The organism is Arcobacter peruensis, from assembly GCF_003711085.1.
Classification (GTDB): Bacteria; Campylobacterota; Campylobacteria; order Campylobacterales; family Arcobacteraceae; genus Poseidonibacter; species Poseidonibacter parvus.
Genome location: NZ_CP032363.1, coordinates 961311 through 978885 on the forward strand (window position 1 = coordinate 961311; position 17575 = coordinate 978885).

The 17575-nt window shown below is 27.2% G+C and carries 18 protein-coding genes; 6 read left to right on the top strand and 12 right to left on the bottom strand.

Going from position 1 to position 17575, the window contains the following annotated elements; translation table 11 throughout:
• Window positions 1-33 precede the first annotated feature (33 nt).
• The gene (locus tag D3Z07_RS04915) at window positions 34-657 is read left to right on the top strand and encodes an LOG family protein (protein ID WP_122893214.1); all 624 of its coding nucleotides are present in this window, start codon (window positions 34-36) and stop codon (window positions 655-657) included.
• Here D3Z07_RS04915 and D3Z07_RS04920 read toward each other — a convergent pair.
• A complete protein-coding gene (locus D3Z07_RS04920; protein ID WP_076085421.1) occupies window positions 646-1191 on the bottom strand; it encodes a pyridoxamine 5'-phosphate oxidase family protein in 546 nt (181 codons plus the stop codon). The two genes, D3Z07_RS04915 and D3Z07_RS04920, sit on opposite strands and share 12 nt — an antisense overlap.
• A gap of 8 nt (window positions 1192-1199) precedes the next feature.
• On the bottom strand, window positions 1200-1634 hold the full coding sequence (locus D3Z07_RS04925; protein ID WP_122893215.1) for a hypothetical protein: 435 nt from the start codon (window positions 1632-1634) through the stop codon (window positions 1200-1202).
• A 75-nt stretch (window positions 1635-1709) separates the two neighbouring features.
• Between D3Z07_RS04925 and D3Z07_RS04930 the strand changes: the two genes are divergently transcribed.
• Entirely contained in the window at window positions 1710-2531 is an 822-nt protein-coding gene (locus tag D3Z07_RS04930) for a DUF4197 domain-containing protein (protein ID WP_122893216.1), read from the top strand.
• On the opposite strand, the gene D3Z07_RS04935 is transcribed toward D3Z07_RS04930, so the two are convergent.
• Window positions 2528-3112: a hypothetical protein gene (locus D3Z07_RS04935; RefSeq protein ID WP_083657129.1), complete on the bottom strand. Its 585-nt coding sequence runs from the start codon at window positions 3110-3112 to the stop codon at window positions 2528-2530. The two genes, D3Z07_RS04930 and D3Z07_RS04935, sit on opposite strands and share 4 nt — an antisense overlap.
• A 99-nt stretch (window positions 3113-3211) precedes the next feature.
• Between D3Z07_RS04935 and D3Z07_RS04940 the strand changes: the two genes are divergently transcribed.
• Window positions 3212-3670: a hypothetical protein gene (locus D3Z07_RS04940; protein ID WP_122893217.1), complete on the top strand. Its 459-nt coding sequence runs from the start codon at window positions 3212-3214 to the stop codon at window positions 3668-3670.
• 10 nt (window positions 3671-3680) lie between these two features.
• Here D3Z07_RS04940 and D3Z07_RS04945 read toward each other — a convergent pair whose 3' ends face one another.
• The gene (locus D3Z07_RS04945; protein WP_076085406.1) at window positions 3681-4151 is read right to left on the bottom strand and encodes a hypothetical protein; all 471 of its coding nucleotides are present in this window, start codon (window positions 4149-4151) and stop codon (window positions 3681-3683) included.
• Between the two features lie 133 nt (window positions 4152-4284).
• Window positions 4285-6192 (bottom strand): molecular chaperone HtpG, encoded by a 1908-nt coding sequence (gene htpG, locus D3Z07_RS04950; protein ID WP_076085403.1) that lies wholly within the window; start codon window positions 6190-6192, stop codon window positions 4285-4287.
• A 186-nt stretch (window positions 6193-6378) separates the two neighbouring features.
• On the opposite strand from htpG, the gene D3Z07_RS04955 reads away from it, so the two are divergent.
• Complete coding sequence (locus D3Z07_RS04955; protein ID WP_122893218.1) at window positions 6379-6753, top strand: DoxX family protein; 375 nt, start codon at window positions 6379-6381, stop codon at window positions 6751-6753.
• A gap of 23 nt (window positions 6754-6776) precedes the next feature.
• Here D3Z07_RS04955 and D3Z07_RS04960 read toward each other — a convergent pair whose 3' ends face one another.
• From D3Z07_RS04960 to D3Z07_RS04970, 3 genes are read right to left on the bottom strand one after another with little or no spacing between them, the layout of a single operon-like run.
• Window positions 6777-7115: a MerR family transcriptional regulator gene (locus D3Z07_RS04960; RefSeq protein ID WP_076085397.1), complete on the bottom strand. Its 339-nt coding sequence runs from the start codon at window positions 7113-7115 to the stop codon at window positions 6777-6779.
• 11 nt (window positions 7116-7126) lie between these two features.
• Window positions 7127-8176, bottom strand: a complete 1050-nt coding sequence (locus tag D3Z07_RS04965) for an alcohol dehydrogenase family protein (RefSeq protein ID WP_076085394.1) — start codon at window positions 8174-8176, stop codon at window positions 7127-7129.
• Window positions 8173-9357, bottom strand: a complete 1185-nt coding sequence (locus D3Z07_RS04970) for a TauD/TfdA family dioxygenase (RefSeq protein WP_083657126.1) — start codon at window positions 9355-9357, stop codon at window positions 8173-8175. The genes D3Z07_RS04965 and D3Z07_RS04970 overlap by 4 nt, the downstream gene beginning before the upstream one ends.
• 100 nt (window positions 9358-9457) lie before the next feature.
• Here D3Z07_RS04970 and D3Z07_RS04975 point away from each other — a divergent pair, with 100 nt between their 5' ends.
• The gene (locus tag D3Z07_RS04975) at window positions 9458-11236 is read left to right on the top strand and encodes a choline/carnitine O-acyltransferase (RefSeq protein ID WP_076085391.1); all 1779 of its coding nucleotides are present in this window, start codon (window positions 9458-9460) and stop codon (window positions 11234-11236) included.
• 20 nt (window positions 11237-11256) lie between these two features.
• Here D3Z07_RS04975 and proX (D3Z07_RS04980) read toward each other — a convergent pair whose 3' ends face one another.
• From proX (D3Z07_RS04980) to proV, 4 genes are all read right to left on the bottom strand, one after another.
• The gene (gene proX / locus D3Z07_RS04980) at window positions 11257-12234 is read right to left on the bottom strand and encodes a glycine betaine/L-proline ABC transporter substrate-binding protein ProX (protein ID WP_076085388.1); all 978 of its coding nucleotides are present in this window, start codon (window positions 12232-12234) and stop codon (window positions 11257-11259) included.
• Between the two features lie 98 nt (window positions 12235-12332).
• Window positions 12333-13310 (bottom strand): glycine betaine/L-proline ABC transporter substrate-binding protein ProX, encoded by a 978-nt coding sequence (gene proX / locus D3Z07_RS04985; RefSeq protein WP_076085385.1) that lies wholly within the window; start codon window positions 13308-13310, stop codon window positions 12333-12335.
• A complete protein-coding gene (proW, locus tag D3Z07_RS04990; RefSeq protein WP_076085382.1) occupies window positions 13300-14328 on the bottom strand; it encodes a glycine betaine/L-proline ABC transporter permease ProW in 1029 nt (342 codons plus the stop codon). Before proW ends, proX (D3Z07_RS04985) begins: the two co-directional genes overlap by 11 nt.
• Window positions 14321-15445 (bottom strand): glycine betaine/L-proline ABC transporter ATP-binding protein ProV, encoded by a 1125-nt coding sequence (proV, locus tag D3Z07_RS04995; RefSeq protein ID WP_237671627.1) that lies wholly within the window; start codon window positions 15443-15445, stop codon window positions 14321-14323. Before proV ends, proW begins: the two co-directional genes overlap by 8 nt.
• A 238-nt stretch (window positions 15446-15683) precedes the next feature.
• On the opposite strand from proV, the gene ciaB reads away from it, so the two are divergent.
• Entirely contained in the window at window positions 15684-17561 is a 1878-nt protein-coding gene (gene ciaB, locus D3Z07_RS05000; RefSeq protein ID WP_122893219.1) for an invasion protein CiaB, read from the top strand.
• Window positions 17562-17575: the final 14 nt, after the last annotated feature.

The following is a 17575-nucleotide window of genomic DNA, read 5'->3' on the forward strand; positions in this document are numbered from 1 at the left end:
TTGATTATATAATAATATTAATAAGGAATAAAAATGAAAAAAGATCAAATTCTTGATAATAAAAAAATACTAAAAGATTTTAAAGATGCAGAAAAGATATTAAAAGATTTAAAAAACAATGTTACTATTTTTGGGAGTGCTAGAACAAAAGATGTGGATATTTATGCAAAATTAGCACAAAAACTTTCAAAAAAATTAGCTAAAAATGATATAAATATTATAACTGGTGGTGGTTCTGGAATAATGGGTGCGGCAAATAAAGGTGCTTTTAAAATCAAAAATGTTGAATCTATTGGTTTAAATATAACTCTTCCAAAAGAACAAACTCCAAATCCTTATACAACAAGAAGTATGACTTTTAATTACTTTTTTTCTAGAAAATATATGTTAGTTAAATATTCAAAAGCAATAGTCGTATTTCCTGGAGGTTTTGGTACTTTAGACGAATTATTTGAAGTATTAACACTAGTTCAAACAGGAAAATTAAATAGATTAAAAATATATTTAGTTGGTTATGATTACTGGAAATATTTAATTAAATTCTTTGAAAAATCATTATGTGCAAATAATATGATTCAAAAAGAAGATTTAGAGATTATGACTTTAACAGATGATATAAAATTAATAGAAAAACAGATACTAAAACTAATCAAATAGTTTAGTATCTTTTCCATCAAAGCTAATTAAGTTTTTTCTTCTCATATATGCAAGGTGTTCTTCTTTTGTAGAGTTATCATAAAAATCATTTAGTTCATCTCTTTGTCCAACAAAATCATATAGAGGAACACCCATTCCACAAGAGTTATTTACACTTTTTATTTTTACTTCAAATACTTGTCTAGCTGCTCTTGAAATTGGAAAGTGATTTATATATTCACTCCAATCATCATCTTTTTCTTGAATGCATTTAGCTTCACAATATAATCTTAAAATATTTGCATCACCTTGTAAAGCGCAAAACATAATAGTCATTCTATTATCTTCTAATAAATGTGCTGCTGTTTCATTTCCACTTCCAAAATAGTTTAACCATAAAATGGTATCTTCATTTAAAATTTTAAAAGTATTATCTAAGCCTTTGGGAGAAATATTTATTTTCCCATTTTTAGGAGCAGTTGATACAAAAAACATTTTTTGCTCATTTATAAAATCAATCTCTTTAGAACTTAATTTTTCAGTGAATTTTGCCATTTTATCTCCTAGTTTTGATACATATGATATTTTGAATTTTCTTTTGCTTGTCTATCTTGAACTATTTTATAAGTGTCTAGTGCTTTTTGTTTTTCTTCTTCATTTACCATTTTTGTTTTATACTCTTTAATAATTGAATCAAGAACTAAAATATAAACAATACTATTTAATTTTAAAGAGTCATTATTTCTCATCAGTTTATCTAAATCAATTGCATAAACAGCTTCTTGAAAAGTGTAAAAAAGTCTTTGTTTATTATCTTCTAATCTATATGTATATCCTAAAATTGTATAAAAGTTTTCTTCAAACTCTTTTTTTAAAGATTGTTTTTCTAATTTTTGAGCATATGTAGATATTTTTATTTCACACTCTTGTAATATTTGTTCTGCTTCCATAACTTTATTTTTAAAACTATGTAAATATTCAGAAATTTCATTAATCATTATATTTATTATCCTTTTCACAATTATTACATTATATAATGTTAAAATAAAACAAAAATATAAATAGGATATTTAATGAAAAAAAGTACAATTATTGCATCTTTAATTTTAACTTCGAGTCTAAGTTATGCCTTTGACTTAGGAAGTATCGCAAAAGATGTAATTGATAATGTTACAAATGAAACGAAAACAGCAGATTCAAAATCTAGTACAAATACAGTAAACTCAAATCTGGATAACTCAACTGTTACAAGTGGTTTAAAACAAGCTTTGAAAACTGGTGTTACATATGCAGTAGAGAATTTAAGTAAAGATAATGGATATTTAAATAATTCATTAGTAAAAATTCCTTTACCTGAAAATTTAGCAAAAGTTGAAACTCTTTTAAGAAGTGCAGGAGGAGATAAAATGGCAGATAATTTAATCAACTCAATGAATAAAGCAGCAACAACAGCCGCACCAAAAACTGCAAGTATATTTGCAAATGCAATTGAAAAAATGTCAGTAGATGATGCAAAAAATATTTTAGCAGGAAGTAATAATGCTGCAACAGAATATTTTAAAACAAATACAACAGATTCATTAAAAGAAATGATTGCACCAATTATTCAAGAAACAATGAAAGAAAATCAAGTAGCATCTTACTATGATATGGCAAACAATTTTTATAAAGAAAATGCAAAAGGTATGGTTGAAAGTACTGGTGTGATGGATATGGCTAAAAGTTTTGGTGTAGATTCATATTTACCTGGAAGTTCAGATCAATCAATTGATGATTATGTAACAGATAAAGCAATTAATGGTTTATTTACTATGATTGCACAAAAAGAAGCCCAAATTAGAACTAACCCAGTTGCTCAAACTACATCACTTTTAAAACAAGTGTTTGGAAATTAATTTCCTGAGCCTTCATAAGAGAAATAGTTGTTAAGATTATTTTCTCTTGTGATTGAAAAATTAAAATCTACAGTATCTTCTGCGTTTCTTTCATGAGTATAAGTATAATCTTTTTTAAAGTTTTTTAATAAATTTGTATATAGTTTTGAGTTTATATCTAAGATAAATACATCTTTATTTGTTTCAAAAATATAAATAAAATTTAATATATAATGCTCATCAAGTTTAAAAGTGATAAATTCGTAATTATTAAAATCATATTTTTCTAAAACCTTCATAGATTTTAAGTTTAGCTTTTTTTTAACTAAATCTATATATAAAGAACTAGGAAGGGCATTCCATTGCACATCTATGTCAGTTTGTATATATTCAATAAATATGTTTTGAGATTTTAATGTATATGCTTGGATAGTATATGGGTCATGCCTAGTTTTAGTATCAAAATCTTCTAAAGTATACGTATAGAATTGATCTGAGTTTATTTTAAACTTTAAAGTATTATCTTGAAAATTAAAAACTGGTCTTGAAAGTTTTGTAAAACTTTTTACAATTGACTTTAAACTATTAGTTATAAAACCCAAGATTTATCCTTTATTTAATATTAAGAAATGTATCTTAACATCTTTATGAATTTAATACAAGACTAATTTGCTATAATTTGAAAAAATAATGGAAGACAAATGGATATTAACAAATACTTTAACAAACTAGCAATAATAAATAATTTAGCTAAATATGATACATATTATCAAGTATCACTTGGAATATTGGTAAATACTACAAATACTAAAGAGTTAGATTTTAATATAAAATTAGAATACGCACTTGGATCTATTTATGAGATGTTAAAAGATTTAAATGAAGATATAGATAATATATTTGAAATTGAATTACAAAAACAAGCTGCAATGGATGCTTTACAATATTTTGCAAATGAAAATATTAATGCAGTTAAAAATAAAGAGTTGGATATTGAAGACACTTTGAATATGATAAATGACAATCTGTTTTTTAATCAAATTACACTAGATATTTGCAATGAAAATATACCTAATCAAATTAAAAAATATGAAGAAATGATAAGTGATGAAGTTTCTGAGTCAATTATAATTTCTTTAAAGTCTTTGGAAAGTAAGTAGTAAATCAAACTTACTCTTTCCAAAAATCTATACAATTATTTGCTTCTACTTCAAACCTAAAAAGTTCAACTTTAGTAGTTTTGTTTTTATAAACATATGTAATATTTATATCTGCTTGTAAAAATCGCTTAGAACTTCTACAAATTCCTTCGACAACAAACTCTTGCATTCTAGGTTGATCTTCAACTCTTACTTTTTCATCACTTTTTTCACCTGTATTAATTTCATACGTAGAAACTAAAGTTAAATTTTCATCAGTAATAGATACAAAAGTAGTATAGTTATCAATTTTTTGAGGAAGATTTTTCCCTATTTCAGCTACAACCATTTTTATAATTTTTTTATTTTGTATTCTAAGTTGTGCATCAGCTTTAGCTTGCGCTTTTGGCTCTACTGTTCTTGGCAAATTATTTTTTATAGGTGTTGTTGTATTAGCATTTAATATTATAATTGTTAATGCCAAAAGTATAATTTTTTGCATATTAATCTTTCATTTTTATTTTATTCTAAAGATCATTTTAACAAAAAATTTTTATTTAACTAATGATATGAATCAAAGATATTTGAAAGAAATATTAGCAACGTAAATATTACGTTACTAATATATAAGGTTTTTATAAAGCTTTTGCAGTAATTCTATTTAATCTTTGTGCAAATGCAACTGCGTCAGTAATTTCCATACCTTCAGATAATTTTGCTTGATCTAATAATACCCATGAAACATCAGAAACTAATGAGTCATCAGCTAAACCATTTAATTTTGTAACGATTTCATGATCTGGGTTAATTTCTAAAATTGGAGCAGTATCTGGCATTGCTTGACCCATTGCTTTCATCATTTGTGCCATTTGAGCCATTTGTGCATCACCTGCGTCTTTTACTACACAAGATGGAGACTCACTTAATCTATTTGTAACTCTAACATCAGATACACTTTCACCTAAAATTTCTTTGATCTTTTTAGTGATATCTTCAAATTTTTCTTCTACTTCTTTTTTCTCTTCTTCCGTTTGTTCAACTTTTGGAGCTTCAGCAGATGTAATATCTTTAAATTCCCATTCTTGGTAAGCACCATACATAGGAGTAATGATTTCATCAATTTCTTTATCATCTAAGATAAGAACTTCGATATCATTTTTCTTATATGCTTCTAATAATGGAGAGTTTCTTAGAACATTTTCATTTTCACCAACGATGTAGTAAATAGCTTTTTGCTCACTATCAGCAGCTTCTTTATAAGCTTTTAATGAAGTCATTTTTTCTGCTTTTGAAGACTTAAATCTAATAAGCTCTAATAATGCTTCTTTATTTGTAAAGTCTTGGTAAGCACCCTCTTTTAATGCTCTATTATATTGTTCAATAAATAAAGCATATTTTTCTTCATCTTTTGACATTTTTTTGATTTCATTTAAAACTTTTTTAACAGAAGCTTGTTTGATATTTGCCATTACTCTGTTTTCTTGTAAAATTTCTCTTGAAACATTTAATGGTAAATCTTCAGAATCTATAATACCTTTTACAAATCTAAGGTAAGTTGGTAATAATTCTTTTTCAGAATCTGTAATAAATACTCTTTTAACATAAAGCTTAACACCTGGTTCATAATCAGCTCTATACATATCCATTGGTGCAACTGCTGGAATATAGAAAAGAGTTGTATATTCATTTACACCTTCAGCCTTTGTATGAATTGTAGCCATTGGATCAGTAGAGTCATGAGAAATTGATTTATAGAATGCATTATATTCTTCATCTTTTAACTTAGACTTTGGTTGCATCCATAAAGCTGTCGCTTCATTAATTTTTTCATTTCTATCTTCAATAGTTTTCTTTGCTTCTTTACCAGCTTTTTCATCTTCTTCACTTAAAGTTTCAGTAACTTCTTCTTTGTAAGATAGAAAAATTGGGTATGCAATATGGTTAGAATATTTTCCAACAATATTTTTGATTCTTTCTTTACTTGCGAACTCTTCTGCTTCTTCATCTTTTAATTTAATATAAATAACAGTTCCTGATGATTCTTTAATACAAGGTGCTAATTCAAATTCACCTGTACCATCACTTGACCATTTATAACCAGTATCCTCACCAGCTTTTTTAGAAATTACATCAACATGTGATGCAACCATAAACACTGAATAAAAACCAACACCAAATTGTCCAATTAAGTTTGAATCTTTTTTAGCATCACCTGTCATTGCTTCTACAAATGATTTTGTTCCTGATTTTGCGATTGTACCAATTGAAGCGATTAAATCATCTTCATTCATACCAATACCATTATCAATAATTGTTAATGATTTATCTTCTTCATCGAAAGTAATGTTTACTTGACCAGCCCAATCTTGTGGTAATGCAGCTTTGATTGTTTCATCTGTTAATTTTAAGTAATTTAATTTATCAATTGCATCACTTGCATTTGATACTAATTCTCTAATAAATATTTCTTTGTTTGAATATAATGAGTGAGTCATTAATTGTAAAAGTTGACCTACTTCTGTTTGAAATTGATGTTTTGCCATAAAAATCTCCTGTATTTTTTAATATAATAGATGTAATTTTATCAAAACTTTATAAAAGAAAGCTAAAGTTTAAAGACAAATTAGCACTATGAGCCCAAAAGTGCTAATTTAAATTAATAAATACTTACTAAACAAAAAAATAATATACTTTTTTTATAAAAATAAAGGTTGAGAAAAGGTTAAAAAATGAAATCAAAAATATTTAATATAAAAAATTTATATTTACTAACAACAGGAATCATAGTTATCTTAGTTGGTTTATTTAGTGGTGTTGTGGATATTTTACAAACACAGGGTGTAATTTCTGCATCACAAGAATTGGGATACCCTTTGTATTTCTTTACACTATTAGGAATTTTTAAAATATTAGGAGCTATAGCCTTAGTATTACCTAGAAAGTTTGAATCAATTAAGCTTGTAGCTTATAGTGGATTTGCATTTGATTTTATATTTGCGTCTTTTTCACATTTTAGTATAGGAGATAGTTTTACTAAAATATTAACGCCTTTAGTGTTTTTAATTATTCTAGCTATTTCATATAAATTAAAAGATAAATATTAATTTATCTTTCATTTTATATAATATTACATAGACTCTACGTCTACAATCTCTTTTGCAGAAAGTTTTTCTAGTTTTTTTTCAACAATTTCTAGGAAATCTGCTTTGTTTTTTTCATCCATATTATTTTCTAACATTTCAATAATATACTTAATACCATTTGCATTTATTTTTTTAACACTTGCAAGATAATGAACAAATGATATAATTTGAACATCGTTTATAGAATAAAGCTTCTTTAATTCTTTCTTCTTAGGAAATAAACCTTTTTCCTCATACATTTTTAATGTTCGTGCTTTTGCTGTCAGTAATTCAGCAATACTACTTAATGGCAGTACATCTTTATTGTTATCTAATAAAGCCAATTTTATTCCTTTTATTTAACTTCTAATACTATTTTACCAATATGTTTCTTAGTTAAAAACTCTTTTTGCGCAACAACAATATTTTCTAATTCAAAAGTTTTAGCAACTAAAGGTTTTATCTCTTTTTTTTCAATTCTTTTTATAAGATTTGGGAAAACTTCTTTTTCTAAAATTGTACATCCAAAAAATGATAAATCTTTTAAGTAAAGTGTTCTTAAATCAAGTTCTACAATTGGACCTGCAATTGCACCAGATACTGCATATCTACCATGAGGTTTTAACACATCTAAAAACTCATTCCACTTTTTTCCTGCAACTAAATCAATTACAACTGTTACAGAGTTTTCTCCAAGAACTTCAACTAAATTATCATCTCTTGAAATCACTTTACTTGCACCTAAAGCTAATATCTCTTCAAACTTTGAAGGTGATGTAATTGCAATTACTTTTGCACCTCTTGCGCATGCTAGTTGTACTGTTGCACTTCCAACTCCTCCTGAAGCTCCTGAAACTAATACAATATCATTTTCATTTACGTGTGCTCTTGTTAATAAGTTTTCAGAAGTTGAATAAGAACAAGGGAAAGATGCTAATTCAATATCAGTATAATCACTCTTTATCTCATGTGCATGTTCATTTGAAATAACAGTAAATTGGGCAAATCCACCATCACACTCACTTCCAAAATACCAAGGATTTTCTAACTGTTCACCATTTATTTTTTGTAATGATGGCTCAATTAATACTCTTTGCCCTATTCTTTTTTCATCAATATTTTTACCAACTGCTACTATATATCCACAAACATCTGCACCTTGAATTCGAGGAAAGTTTAAACTCTCACCTCCCCAAGAAGCATCTTCAGGATTATTGTCATTTTTAGAATACCAGCCAATTCTTGTATTTATATCTGTATTATTAACACCTGCTGCTTTTACTTGAATTAAGACTTCATTTTCTTTTGGAATTGGTGTTTCATAATTTGTAACATATTCTAATTTATCATAATCGCCATTGCCAATCATGAGCATTGCCTTCATTGTTTTTGGTATTTTATTCATATAATCTCTCTTTCTAAAATTCTAATTTTTGATAATAATTCATCTTTATCAACATAACAGCCTTGTAAATGTCTTTCACCTTCTTTTAAATCAAAAGAATTACGGGCATGTAATATTCTACGATTATCAAAAACAATTAAATCACCTTGATTAAGTCTATGATAAAATTGAAATTTTTCATCTCTTGTCAATAGAATAAATAGTCTATAAGCATTATAGAAAGACTCCATATCTTTGCCATCAATATCAATAGGTCCACGTAAAAAATTAGCCATTCTTATTTCTACTATTTCATCTTTATCATTACTTATAATCATAGGACTTACAAATCTATAATCACTATTTTTATCTTTGTTGTAAAAAGACATAGGTAAAGTACTTAAAGCTTTATATTCATCTTTGTGTTTTTCACGCATATACTCAGCAATTTTGAAACCATCAACTAAAATAGATTCACCACCACTAGCATCGTTTACTAAACAATGAAGAAACTGCAATCCTGGTTGTAATTCTCGTGTGGGTAAATCTGTATGTAAAGGAAGTTTTAGGTTTGTATAGGCTGCTGAATTAGCACTTTTTTTAGAGATTACATCAAAAACTATACCAAAATTTGTTTCACGTATAAAAGAAATTCTTTGTGCAACTTTTTGTACTTCATTTAGTTTATTTTTAACGTTTACAATTTTGCTAATTCCATAATCACGTAGATCATATAACCAACTTAATAAAATCTCATCTTTATTCATTACATCTTGATATTCATATAAAGGCAGTGATTTTTCTATTAATTTTTTATCCCAAATTTTATATTTTAAATTTCGTTTTTCCCTTGCTTCTTGACTATAACAGTGTTGCTTTAACCAAGCTGGATGATAACTACTTTTATGGGACTTATAATCCCAGATAATATTAATCATATTATCTTTTGACAATTCAACACTTAAAGGTTTAATATCAAAAGGAACATCACAAATTTCAAATACTTGTTCTTTACTAAGAGAAGTTACGCATTCGTCACAATGGCAATTGTCTCTAAGCCATAAAAAATGATAATCACTTTGCTCACCATTATCCCAACCTACTCTTATTATTCTATCATTTAAACTCACACTTTTAGGATTAACTTGCGTTTTATAAACAGTATATCCGTTTATATATTCATCATTTTTATTTTCTATCACATTTAACTCCAAATGCTGATTATTACTTATTTATTATATCTTATTATAATAATTTTTGATATAATCAAAGAAATTATAATCATAGTTAATAAGGAAAATAATGTCAAAAACTTTTGAACTTCAAGAACAATTAAAAACTCTTCCACTCTCAAATCTAAATGATGCTAGTGAAAATTTTTTAGATTGGGTTGAACCTTTAATTTCTAAAGAACAATTCCAAACTACAAAAGCTAATTTAGAAACTTTTTCAAGTAATGAAGGACTTATTCTTGAAAAAAAACTAGAAGAATGGTCAAAAAAAAATGAAGGTAATTGGTTAGCACCACTTTGGAAAAATATGTATTTAGACATTAGAGAACCTGTTGCTATTGATGTAAATTATTTTGTCAAATTAATAACAGATGAACTTAAACTTAAGTATTCAAGTTGTCAGATTGCAGGTGTTATTATAAGTAAACTTATGGATATATATGAGAGTATTTTAGATGAGTCTTTTGAACCTGAGAAAATAAAAAATACACCTTTATGTATGTCAGCTTATAAAGAGATGTTTAAAGCAACAAAAATTCCAAAACAAAATCGTGATGAGTATATTGTAAAAGAAAAAACAAAAAACTCTCATATAATTGTGATGTATAAAAACCATATGTTTAAACTAGCTTTAAATGATGAAAATGCAAAAAGATATTCATCTAAAATAATCACTAATACATTAGAAAATCTTTTAACATCGCAAATAAAAGAGAATGATACAAGTGTAGGAATTATAACTACTGCATATAGAGATGAAGCAGCTGTATTATTAGAACAAATTGTAGAAATTGAAGAAAATAGTGAGAATTTCGAAACACTAAAAGATGCTTTATTTATTGTTTGTATGGATGAAAACTCTAAAAGTTTATATGAGTTTGCAATGAGTTTAATTGCTTCAAATGAAAATAATAGATATTTTGACAAAAACCTACAACTAATCTTTAATCAAAATGGTGATTTTGGATTTAATTTAGAGCATACAGGCTCTGATGCTGGTTCTTGGATAAATGTTATTAATATGGTTTATGAAGACATCACAAATACTTCGATTATGGCTAGTCATATTGAAAATAACAGCAAAGAAATCATAGAAGTAAAAAAACTTGATTGGGAAATATCTATAGAATTAAAAAAACAATTAGATGATTTAAGAGCTAAACATATTAAAAAAACTAAGGACCTTCATCAAGAGATTTTATATTTCAAAGATTTTGGAAGTAATGAAATTAAAGAAATGGGTTATAGTCCCGATGCATTTTTACAATTAGCACTTCAACTTGCACAATATAGAAAGTTTGGAACATTAAAAAGTACCTATGAAGCTGTTACTACTAGAATTTATTTAAATGGTAGAACAGAGTGTTCTCGTCCTATATCTATGGAACTTTTAGAATTTGTAAAAGCATTTGATAATGAGGATTCAAATAAGAGTACACTTAAAGATTTAATGTCTGATGCTTGTAAAAAACAATCAAGAAGAATAAAAGATTGTTTACGCTCAAATGGAGTTGAGAGATACTTTTTTGCTATGAAAAATATGTATACACTTTTTGGTGAAGAGTTAGGTTTAAAAGAAATGCCAGAGTTTTTTAACGATGTTGGATATAATAAACTTACATACAGTTATATCTCAACAAGTAGAATAGAATCAAAATATTTTGACCTTGGTGGTTTTGGTCCTGTTGTTCCTGATGGTTTTGGTTTTTGGTATAACTTGATTGATGATAGAATTGATATGAATTTAATTAGTAGAAAAAGTGTAAATGGGGATAATATAAAATCATTTAGTGATGCTATTGTAAAAGCTATAAATGATTTAGCCAAGTTTGCTGAAAATAAGGGTTAAAACCCTTATTTAAATTTAAACTATTTTGCAGCTTGTGCTTCTTTAATCCAAGAATTTACTTTTGTTTCATTAGCTTGAATCCATTTTTGAACATGTCTTTTAATATCTTTAGGCTCTTTTTGTCCATTTCTCATAAGCATATTTTGACCACTTACATCATTAACACTTAATTTAACAATATCAAATAATTTTGCAATATCTTGGTGTTTTGTTAAAACACTTGAATTTGCAACTATTTTTTGAGAATTAATAGCAAATCCATAATTTGCTCCATTAGAAATTTGAGTATCGATACCTTTTGGATGCTCAGACTGTGTTACTTGTAAAAATGTAATGTCTTTTCCAGGAACTAATTTTCCTGTTACCCAATAAGGAGTCCATGTCCAAAATAAAATAGGTTTACCAGTTTTATATCTAGCCATAGTATCAGAAATCATTGCTGAATATGCACCTTGATTATGGTCTATTGTATCTCTTAATTTAAAAGCATCTAATTGATGGTTGATTGTATCTGCAACTTCCCATCCTAAACTAGCACCAGTTAAATCAGCTTTACCATTACCACTTGAATCAAATAGTTTAGCAATTTTAGGATCTTTTAAATCACTGATATATTTAATATTATATTTATCAGCAGTTTTCTTATCAATTACATAACCTGATGCACAATTAGATATATATTCAGAAAATATTGCAAGTTTTTCAGTACCACCTACACCTTTAATCATATTTGTTTGAATTGGATCCCAATGAGCGGCCATAAAATAAACATCATCACTTTTTGCATTATCAGCAATTGTTTGGAAAGTAATTGCATACTCTAAATCACTAGAAATTTCTACGTTATGTCCCATTTTTTTAAGCATTTCAACAATAAGTTGTAATTGAAAAGATTCTTCAGCAAGTACAGTTTTTAAAGCTGTAACTTTTGCAGCGAATAAATTTGAAGTAAGAACTAGTGAAAGTAATCCACCTAGTAATATTTTTTTAGTAATCATTTTCTCTCCTAAAGTAATTTAAAACCAATAAACTCCAATTATAACTAGTATAATTATAATTGTTGTTTAATTAGTTTTAAAATTATATTTTAGAAGAATTATTTAGCAGCTTTTGCTTCTTTAATCCATGCATCAACTGTAGCTTTATTATTTTCTAACCATGTTTGTGCGTGTCTTTGAACATCTGTATGTTTATTCTGACCATTTGCCATTAACATATTTTCACCACTTACATCATTTACACTAAGCTTTATAATATCAAATAATTTTGCTATATCTTTGTGCTTTGTAAGTACACTTTTATTAGCAACAATTTTTTGATTATTAACAGCAAATCCATAATCTGTACCATTTGGAAGTTTTGTAGAGTATCCATCAGGATTAGCTGATTTAGTTACTTGTAAAAATGTAACATCTTTACCAGGTACTAATTGACCACTTACCCAATAAGGAGTCCACGTATAATAGAATATTGGCTTACCTGTTTTATATCTTGCAATTGTATCAGCAATAAGTGCTGAGTAAGAACCTTGGTTATGGTCAATATTATCTCTTAAACCATAAGCATCTAATTGATGTTCAATTACTTTAGAACATCCCCAACCACCAGAACAACCTGTTAAATCAGCTTTACCATTTCCATTTGAATCAAATAGTTTTGCAATTTCTGGTTTATTTAAATCATTAACATATTTAATATTATATTTATCAGCAGTTTTTTTGTCAATTAAATAACCTTGAGCACAATTAGCTACAAAGTCAGAGAATTTAGTAAGTTTAGCTTCTCCACCTGCACCTTCTACCATTGTATTTTGTAATGGATCCCAATGAGCTGCCATAAAATAAACATCATCACTTTGTGCATTGTTTGCAATAGTTTGAAAAGCAATTGCATAATCTACATCATTTGTAACTTCAACTGTATGTCCCATTTTTTTTAAAACTTCCACAACAACTTGCATTTGGAAACCTTCTTCTGCAATTGCTGTTTTAACAGCAGTTACTTTTGCCCCAAATAAACTTGAAGCTACTGCAACAGAAGCAACAAGACTAATTAAACTTTTTTTATTTAACATTTTTTCTCCTTAAATTTAAAATAAAACCAATAGGCCCTTTTTCATGCCATCGTCTTTTATCATTTTTATCTTTTTTACCTGCTTCTTGAGTTAATCTATCTAAGATAATTGCAAGTAATACAATACCAAGACCACCTACTGCAGCAAGACCAATATCAAGTCTTCCAATACCTCTTAAAACCATTTGTCCAAGACCACCTACAGCAATCATTGAAGCAATAACAACCATTGATAATGAAAGCATCAATGTTTGATTGATTCCTGCCATAATAGTAGGCATTGCAACGGGAATTTGAACTTTCCATAACATTTGAGATGAACTTGCTCCAAAAGATCTTGAAGCTTCAATTAAGTCCTCAGGTACTTGTCTAATTCCTAAGTTTGTAAGACGAATAAGTGGAGGAAGTGCAAAAATAATAGTTACAATAACTCCAGGAACATTTCCAATACCAAATAACATTACAATAGGAATTAAGTAAACGAATGCAGGTGTTGTCTGCATTCCATCAAGAATAGGTCGTAAAACTTTATCAACAGTATCACTTTTTGCAGACCAAATTCCTAAAGGCAAGCCTATTATTACAGAGAAGAGTACTGCTGTTATAACTAAAGAAAGTGTAATCATTGATTCTTCCCAAGCACCTATAAATCCAATGATAAAAAATGAAATCAATGTTCCAATTGCAAGTTTTTTACTTGCAAGTTGTAAAGCTAATAATACAAAGAATAAAATTACAACATAAGGATTTAAGAATAGTAAAAAACTTTCAATTGATTTTAAAACAATATCAATAGGAGCTTTTGCTGCTAAAAATACTTCTCTAAAATTAACAACTAACCAATCAATTCCATCATTTGTCCATTTGTCAAAAGGAATAAGAACATTTTCAAATGGATTCAAAATATTGAATTCATTAGCTTCTTCAATAGGAGCTTGTGCAGCTTCTTGTGTCCAATCAACTGATGATTCTCTATTTTCTTGTGCAGTTGATGCATTTCCCCAAGGATCATTACTCATTATCAACTCCTTCATCAAATACTTTCAACAATCTACTTTTTGAAATTGTTCCTCTATATTTTCCATCATCACTAATTACAGCAGATGGATAAGCATGCCCTGCTACATCTGAAATAAACTCTCCAATTTGAAGATTTTCATTAATTGGCTTTTCATCAATTACTGCATCATGAATATTTCCATCAATCTTTTTTTGTTCTTTTAAAGATTCTACAGTTAAAAGACCAATATATTTACCGTTTTTTTCAATAAAATATGCATAATCTTCATCATAATCACCAATATATTGTAAAGCAGATTTAATACCTACTCCTTCTTTATTGATTATAGTTGCCTTTGTTTTTTTAACAATATGAGAAGCATTTAATACTGAAGTTACATCAACACCTTTAAAGAAAGATCTTACATAATCATTTGCAGGTTCATTGATAATCTCTTCAGGTGTTCCAATTTGAACAACTTCACCATTTTGCATAATCGCAATTCTATCGCCAATTCTGATGGCTTCATCTAAATCATGAGAAATAAATACAATTGTTCTTTTTTCTTTTTCTTGAAGTTCTACAAGTTCATCTTGCATTTCAGTTCTAATAAGAGGATCAAGTGCAGAAAATGCCTCATCCATTAACATAATATCAGGATCGTTTGCTAAAGCACGTGCTAAACCAACACGCTGTTGCATACCACCACTTAATTCATCAGGAAAAGATAATGCATGATGATTAAGACCAACTTGCTCTAGTGCTTTTTGTGCAGCTTCATATCTTTTGTCTTTTTCTATTCCACTTAATTCTAAACCAAAAGAAACATTATCAATAATATTCATATGTGGCATTAAAGCAAAAGATTGAAAAACCATTGATATTTTTTTTCTTCTAATATCAATTAATTCCTTATCACTTAAATTTGTAACATCAATATCATCAATAAAAATTTGGCCAGAAGTTGGCTCTATTAATCTGTTTAAAAGTCTTACAAGTGTTGATTTACCAGAACCAGAAAGTCCCATAATTACAAAGATTTCACCTTCATTAATTTCGAAACTTGCATCTTGTACACCAATGGTCATACCTGTTTTTGTAAAGATATTATCTTTACTCTCACCTTCATTTAGCATTTTTAAAGCTTTTTTGGGTTCTTTCCCAAAGACTTTAAAAACATTTTTAACTATTAATTTCTTTTTACTAATACTAACTCCTATTACATAACATATGTACTTTATTTACAGTATATATGTTTTTTATTATCATCTATTATGTAAAAATACAACTTAAACCCATATAAAACTATTTACTTATTAATAAAAAAGCAATTAATAGATAAACTACGAGTAATAATACAAGAGGAATAATATAATGAATAATGATAAATTTTTAAATGACTTAGATGAAGTTTATACTTTTTTAAATACTCAAAAATCTAATGTAAATAAACTTATTTCATATCTTGAAAATAATGAATTAGAAAAACTAACAATTATAGAAGAATTTGCAAAATATCTTGAACTTCCAATGAGTGAAGATTTAAGATTTGCACTTGTTACTAGACTTGTTAATTTAAGAGATGATTCACTTGTTCAAGTATTAAAGAAAAACAATAAAAATGAAGAAGAGATTATTGAATTACAAGAAGATGCTTATTGTTTTACTAGAGATTTTTGGCACGAAAAACATAAAAATACAGTTGAGTATATTCAAAATAATAAACTATTAACTCCATTTTATAGAGCAGTTTTTGAAGGTGTTTATCAAGTTGGTTTAAAAATGTCTTCTTGGCAAAGTTTATGGACTGCACATATTATCAATGGAATAAATAAAGAGTTAATGAATAAATTTGATGGTAATGAAGAAAAAGTATTTAAATATCTTGAAGATGAAAATTTACTAGACTTAGGACATAATAATATCATAGCAGATAGATCATATTCAGCACTCGTAAAAGAAAAAGATTCATATCATTCAAAAGCATATATAAACGCTTTTAAAACACAAACAACAGCAGTTATTGATGCACTTGAAGATTTTGAAGAGAGTTTAATTGAGCTTGAAGATGAAGAATATAATGAAAAATGGAATTATATTCTATATATTCAATCTCTTATAAAAGCTTTTGGTGAAGATAAAACTCATTTATTAGTTTCTAGATGGGCTGATGTTGATAGAGCTTGGATGAAAATAAAATCTCCAGTTCAAATTGGTCATCCTTTAGAATATTATGAAGATCATTTTAGAAAAGCAGTTGCATTAGAATGGGATATTAGACTTACAAACCCTGAATTTTCACAAGATGATAACAGAGTTAATAAAATCAAATCTGCATTTGCAAAAGTTTTTGAAAATGTTGAACAAAATGAAAAAAATAAATCTGTTTATGATTTTTCATTAAAATCACTTGACCAAGTTCAGCTTTATATAGGACGTCCTGCACTATTTTTTGGAGCTGAATTAAATGGCTTATTTTCAGCACAAGTTGTACCTAATGATGAAATTGTTTCAAAAGAAATGGGAAAAAAGATTTTTGCTTTTTCTGATGAAATATTGCAAACAACTAGAGCTAAACCATTTTTAAAATTAAGTAGCGAAATCTTTGGACATGAAATATTAAATGAAGATAGAAAGTTTTTGTTTAATGAAACAGCTTCTTGGCATAAAGTTTATGATATCACGACAATAGGTCATGAATTTGGTCATATTTTATGGTGCGATGATGAAACAGAATCTGTTATGAATAAAAGCGGTAACTTTAAGAATATTGAAGAGTTTAAAGCAACAACTGGTGGATTAGTATCATTCTTTCTAGATGAATCAAACGATGAAAAACAACTAGAAAAACAAGTATTAATAGATACAGTTAAACGAGCTGTTGGCTTAATGGGTTGGATGGAAGTTGATGAAGTTCAACCATATTATTGTGAAGGAATTATTCATTTAAGCGGATTATTTGATTCAGAAGTTTTAGATTTTAAAGATAATAAACTAATTATTGACTTATCAGATTCAAAATATGAAGAGCTTAAAAAATGGTATGTTCAAACATATACTTCTTTAGCAAAACACTATTTAGATAAAAAAGATGCGAGCGAGTTTTTAAATATTTATGCTATAAAAGAAGGTAAATATTTTATGCCTGTAAATAAAAAAATAAACGAATTTGTAAAATATTACTTTAAAAGATACCAAGCAATTGGGCAAGAATTAGATACAAATGATAAAAAAGAAAATTATATAAAATAAGAAGTTTTTACTTC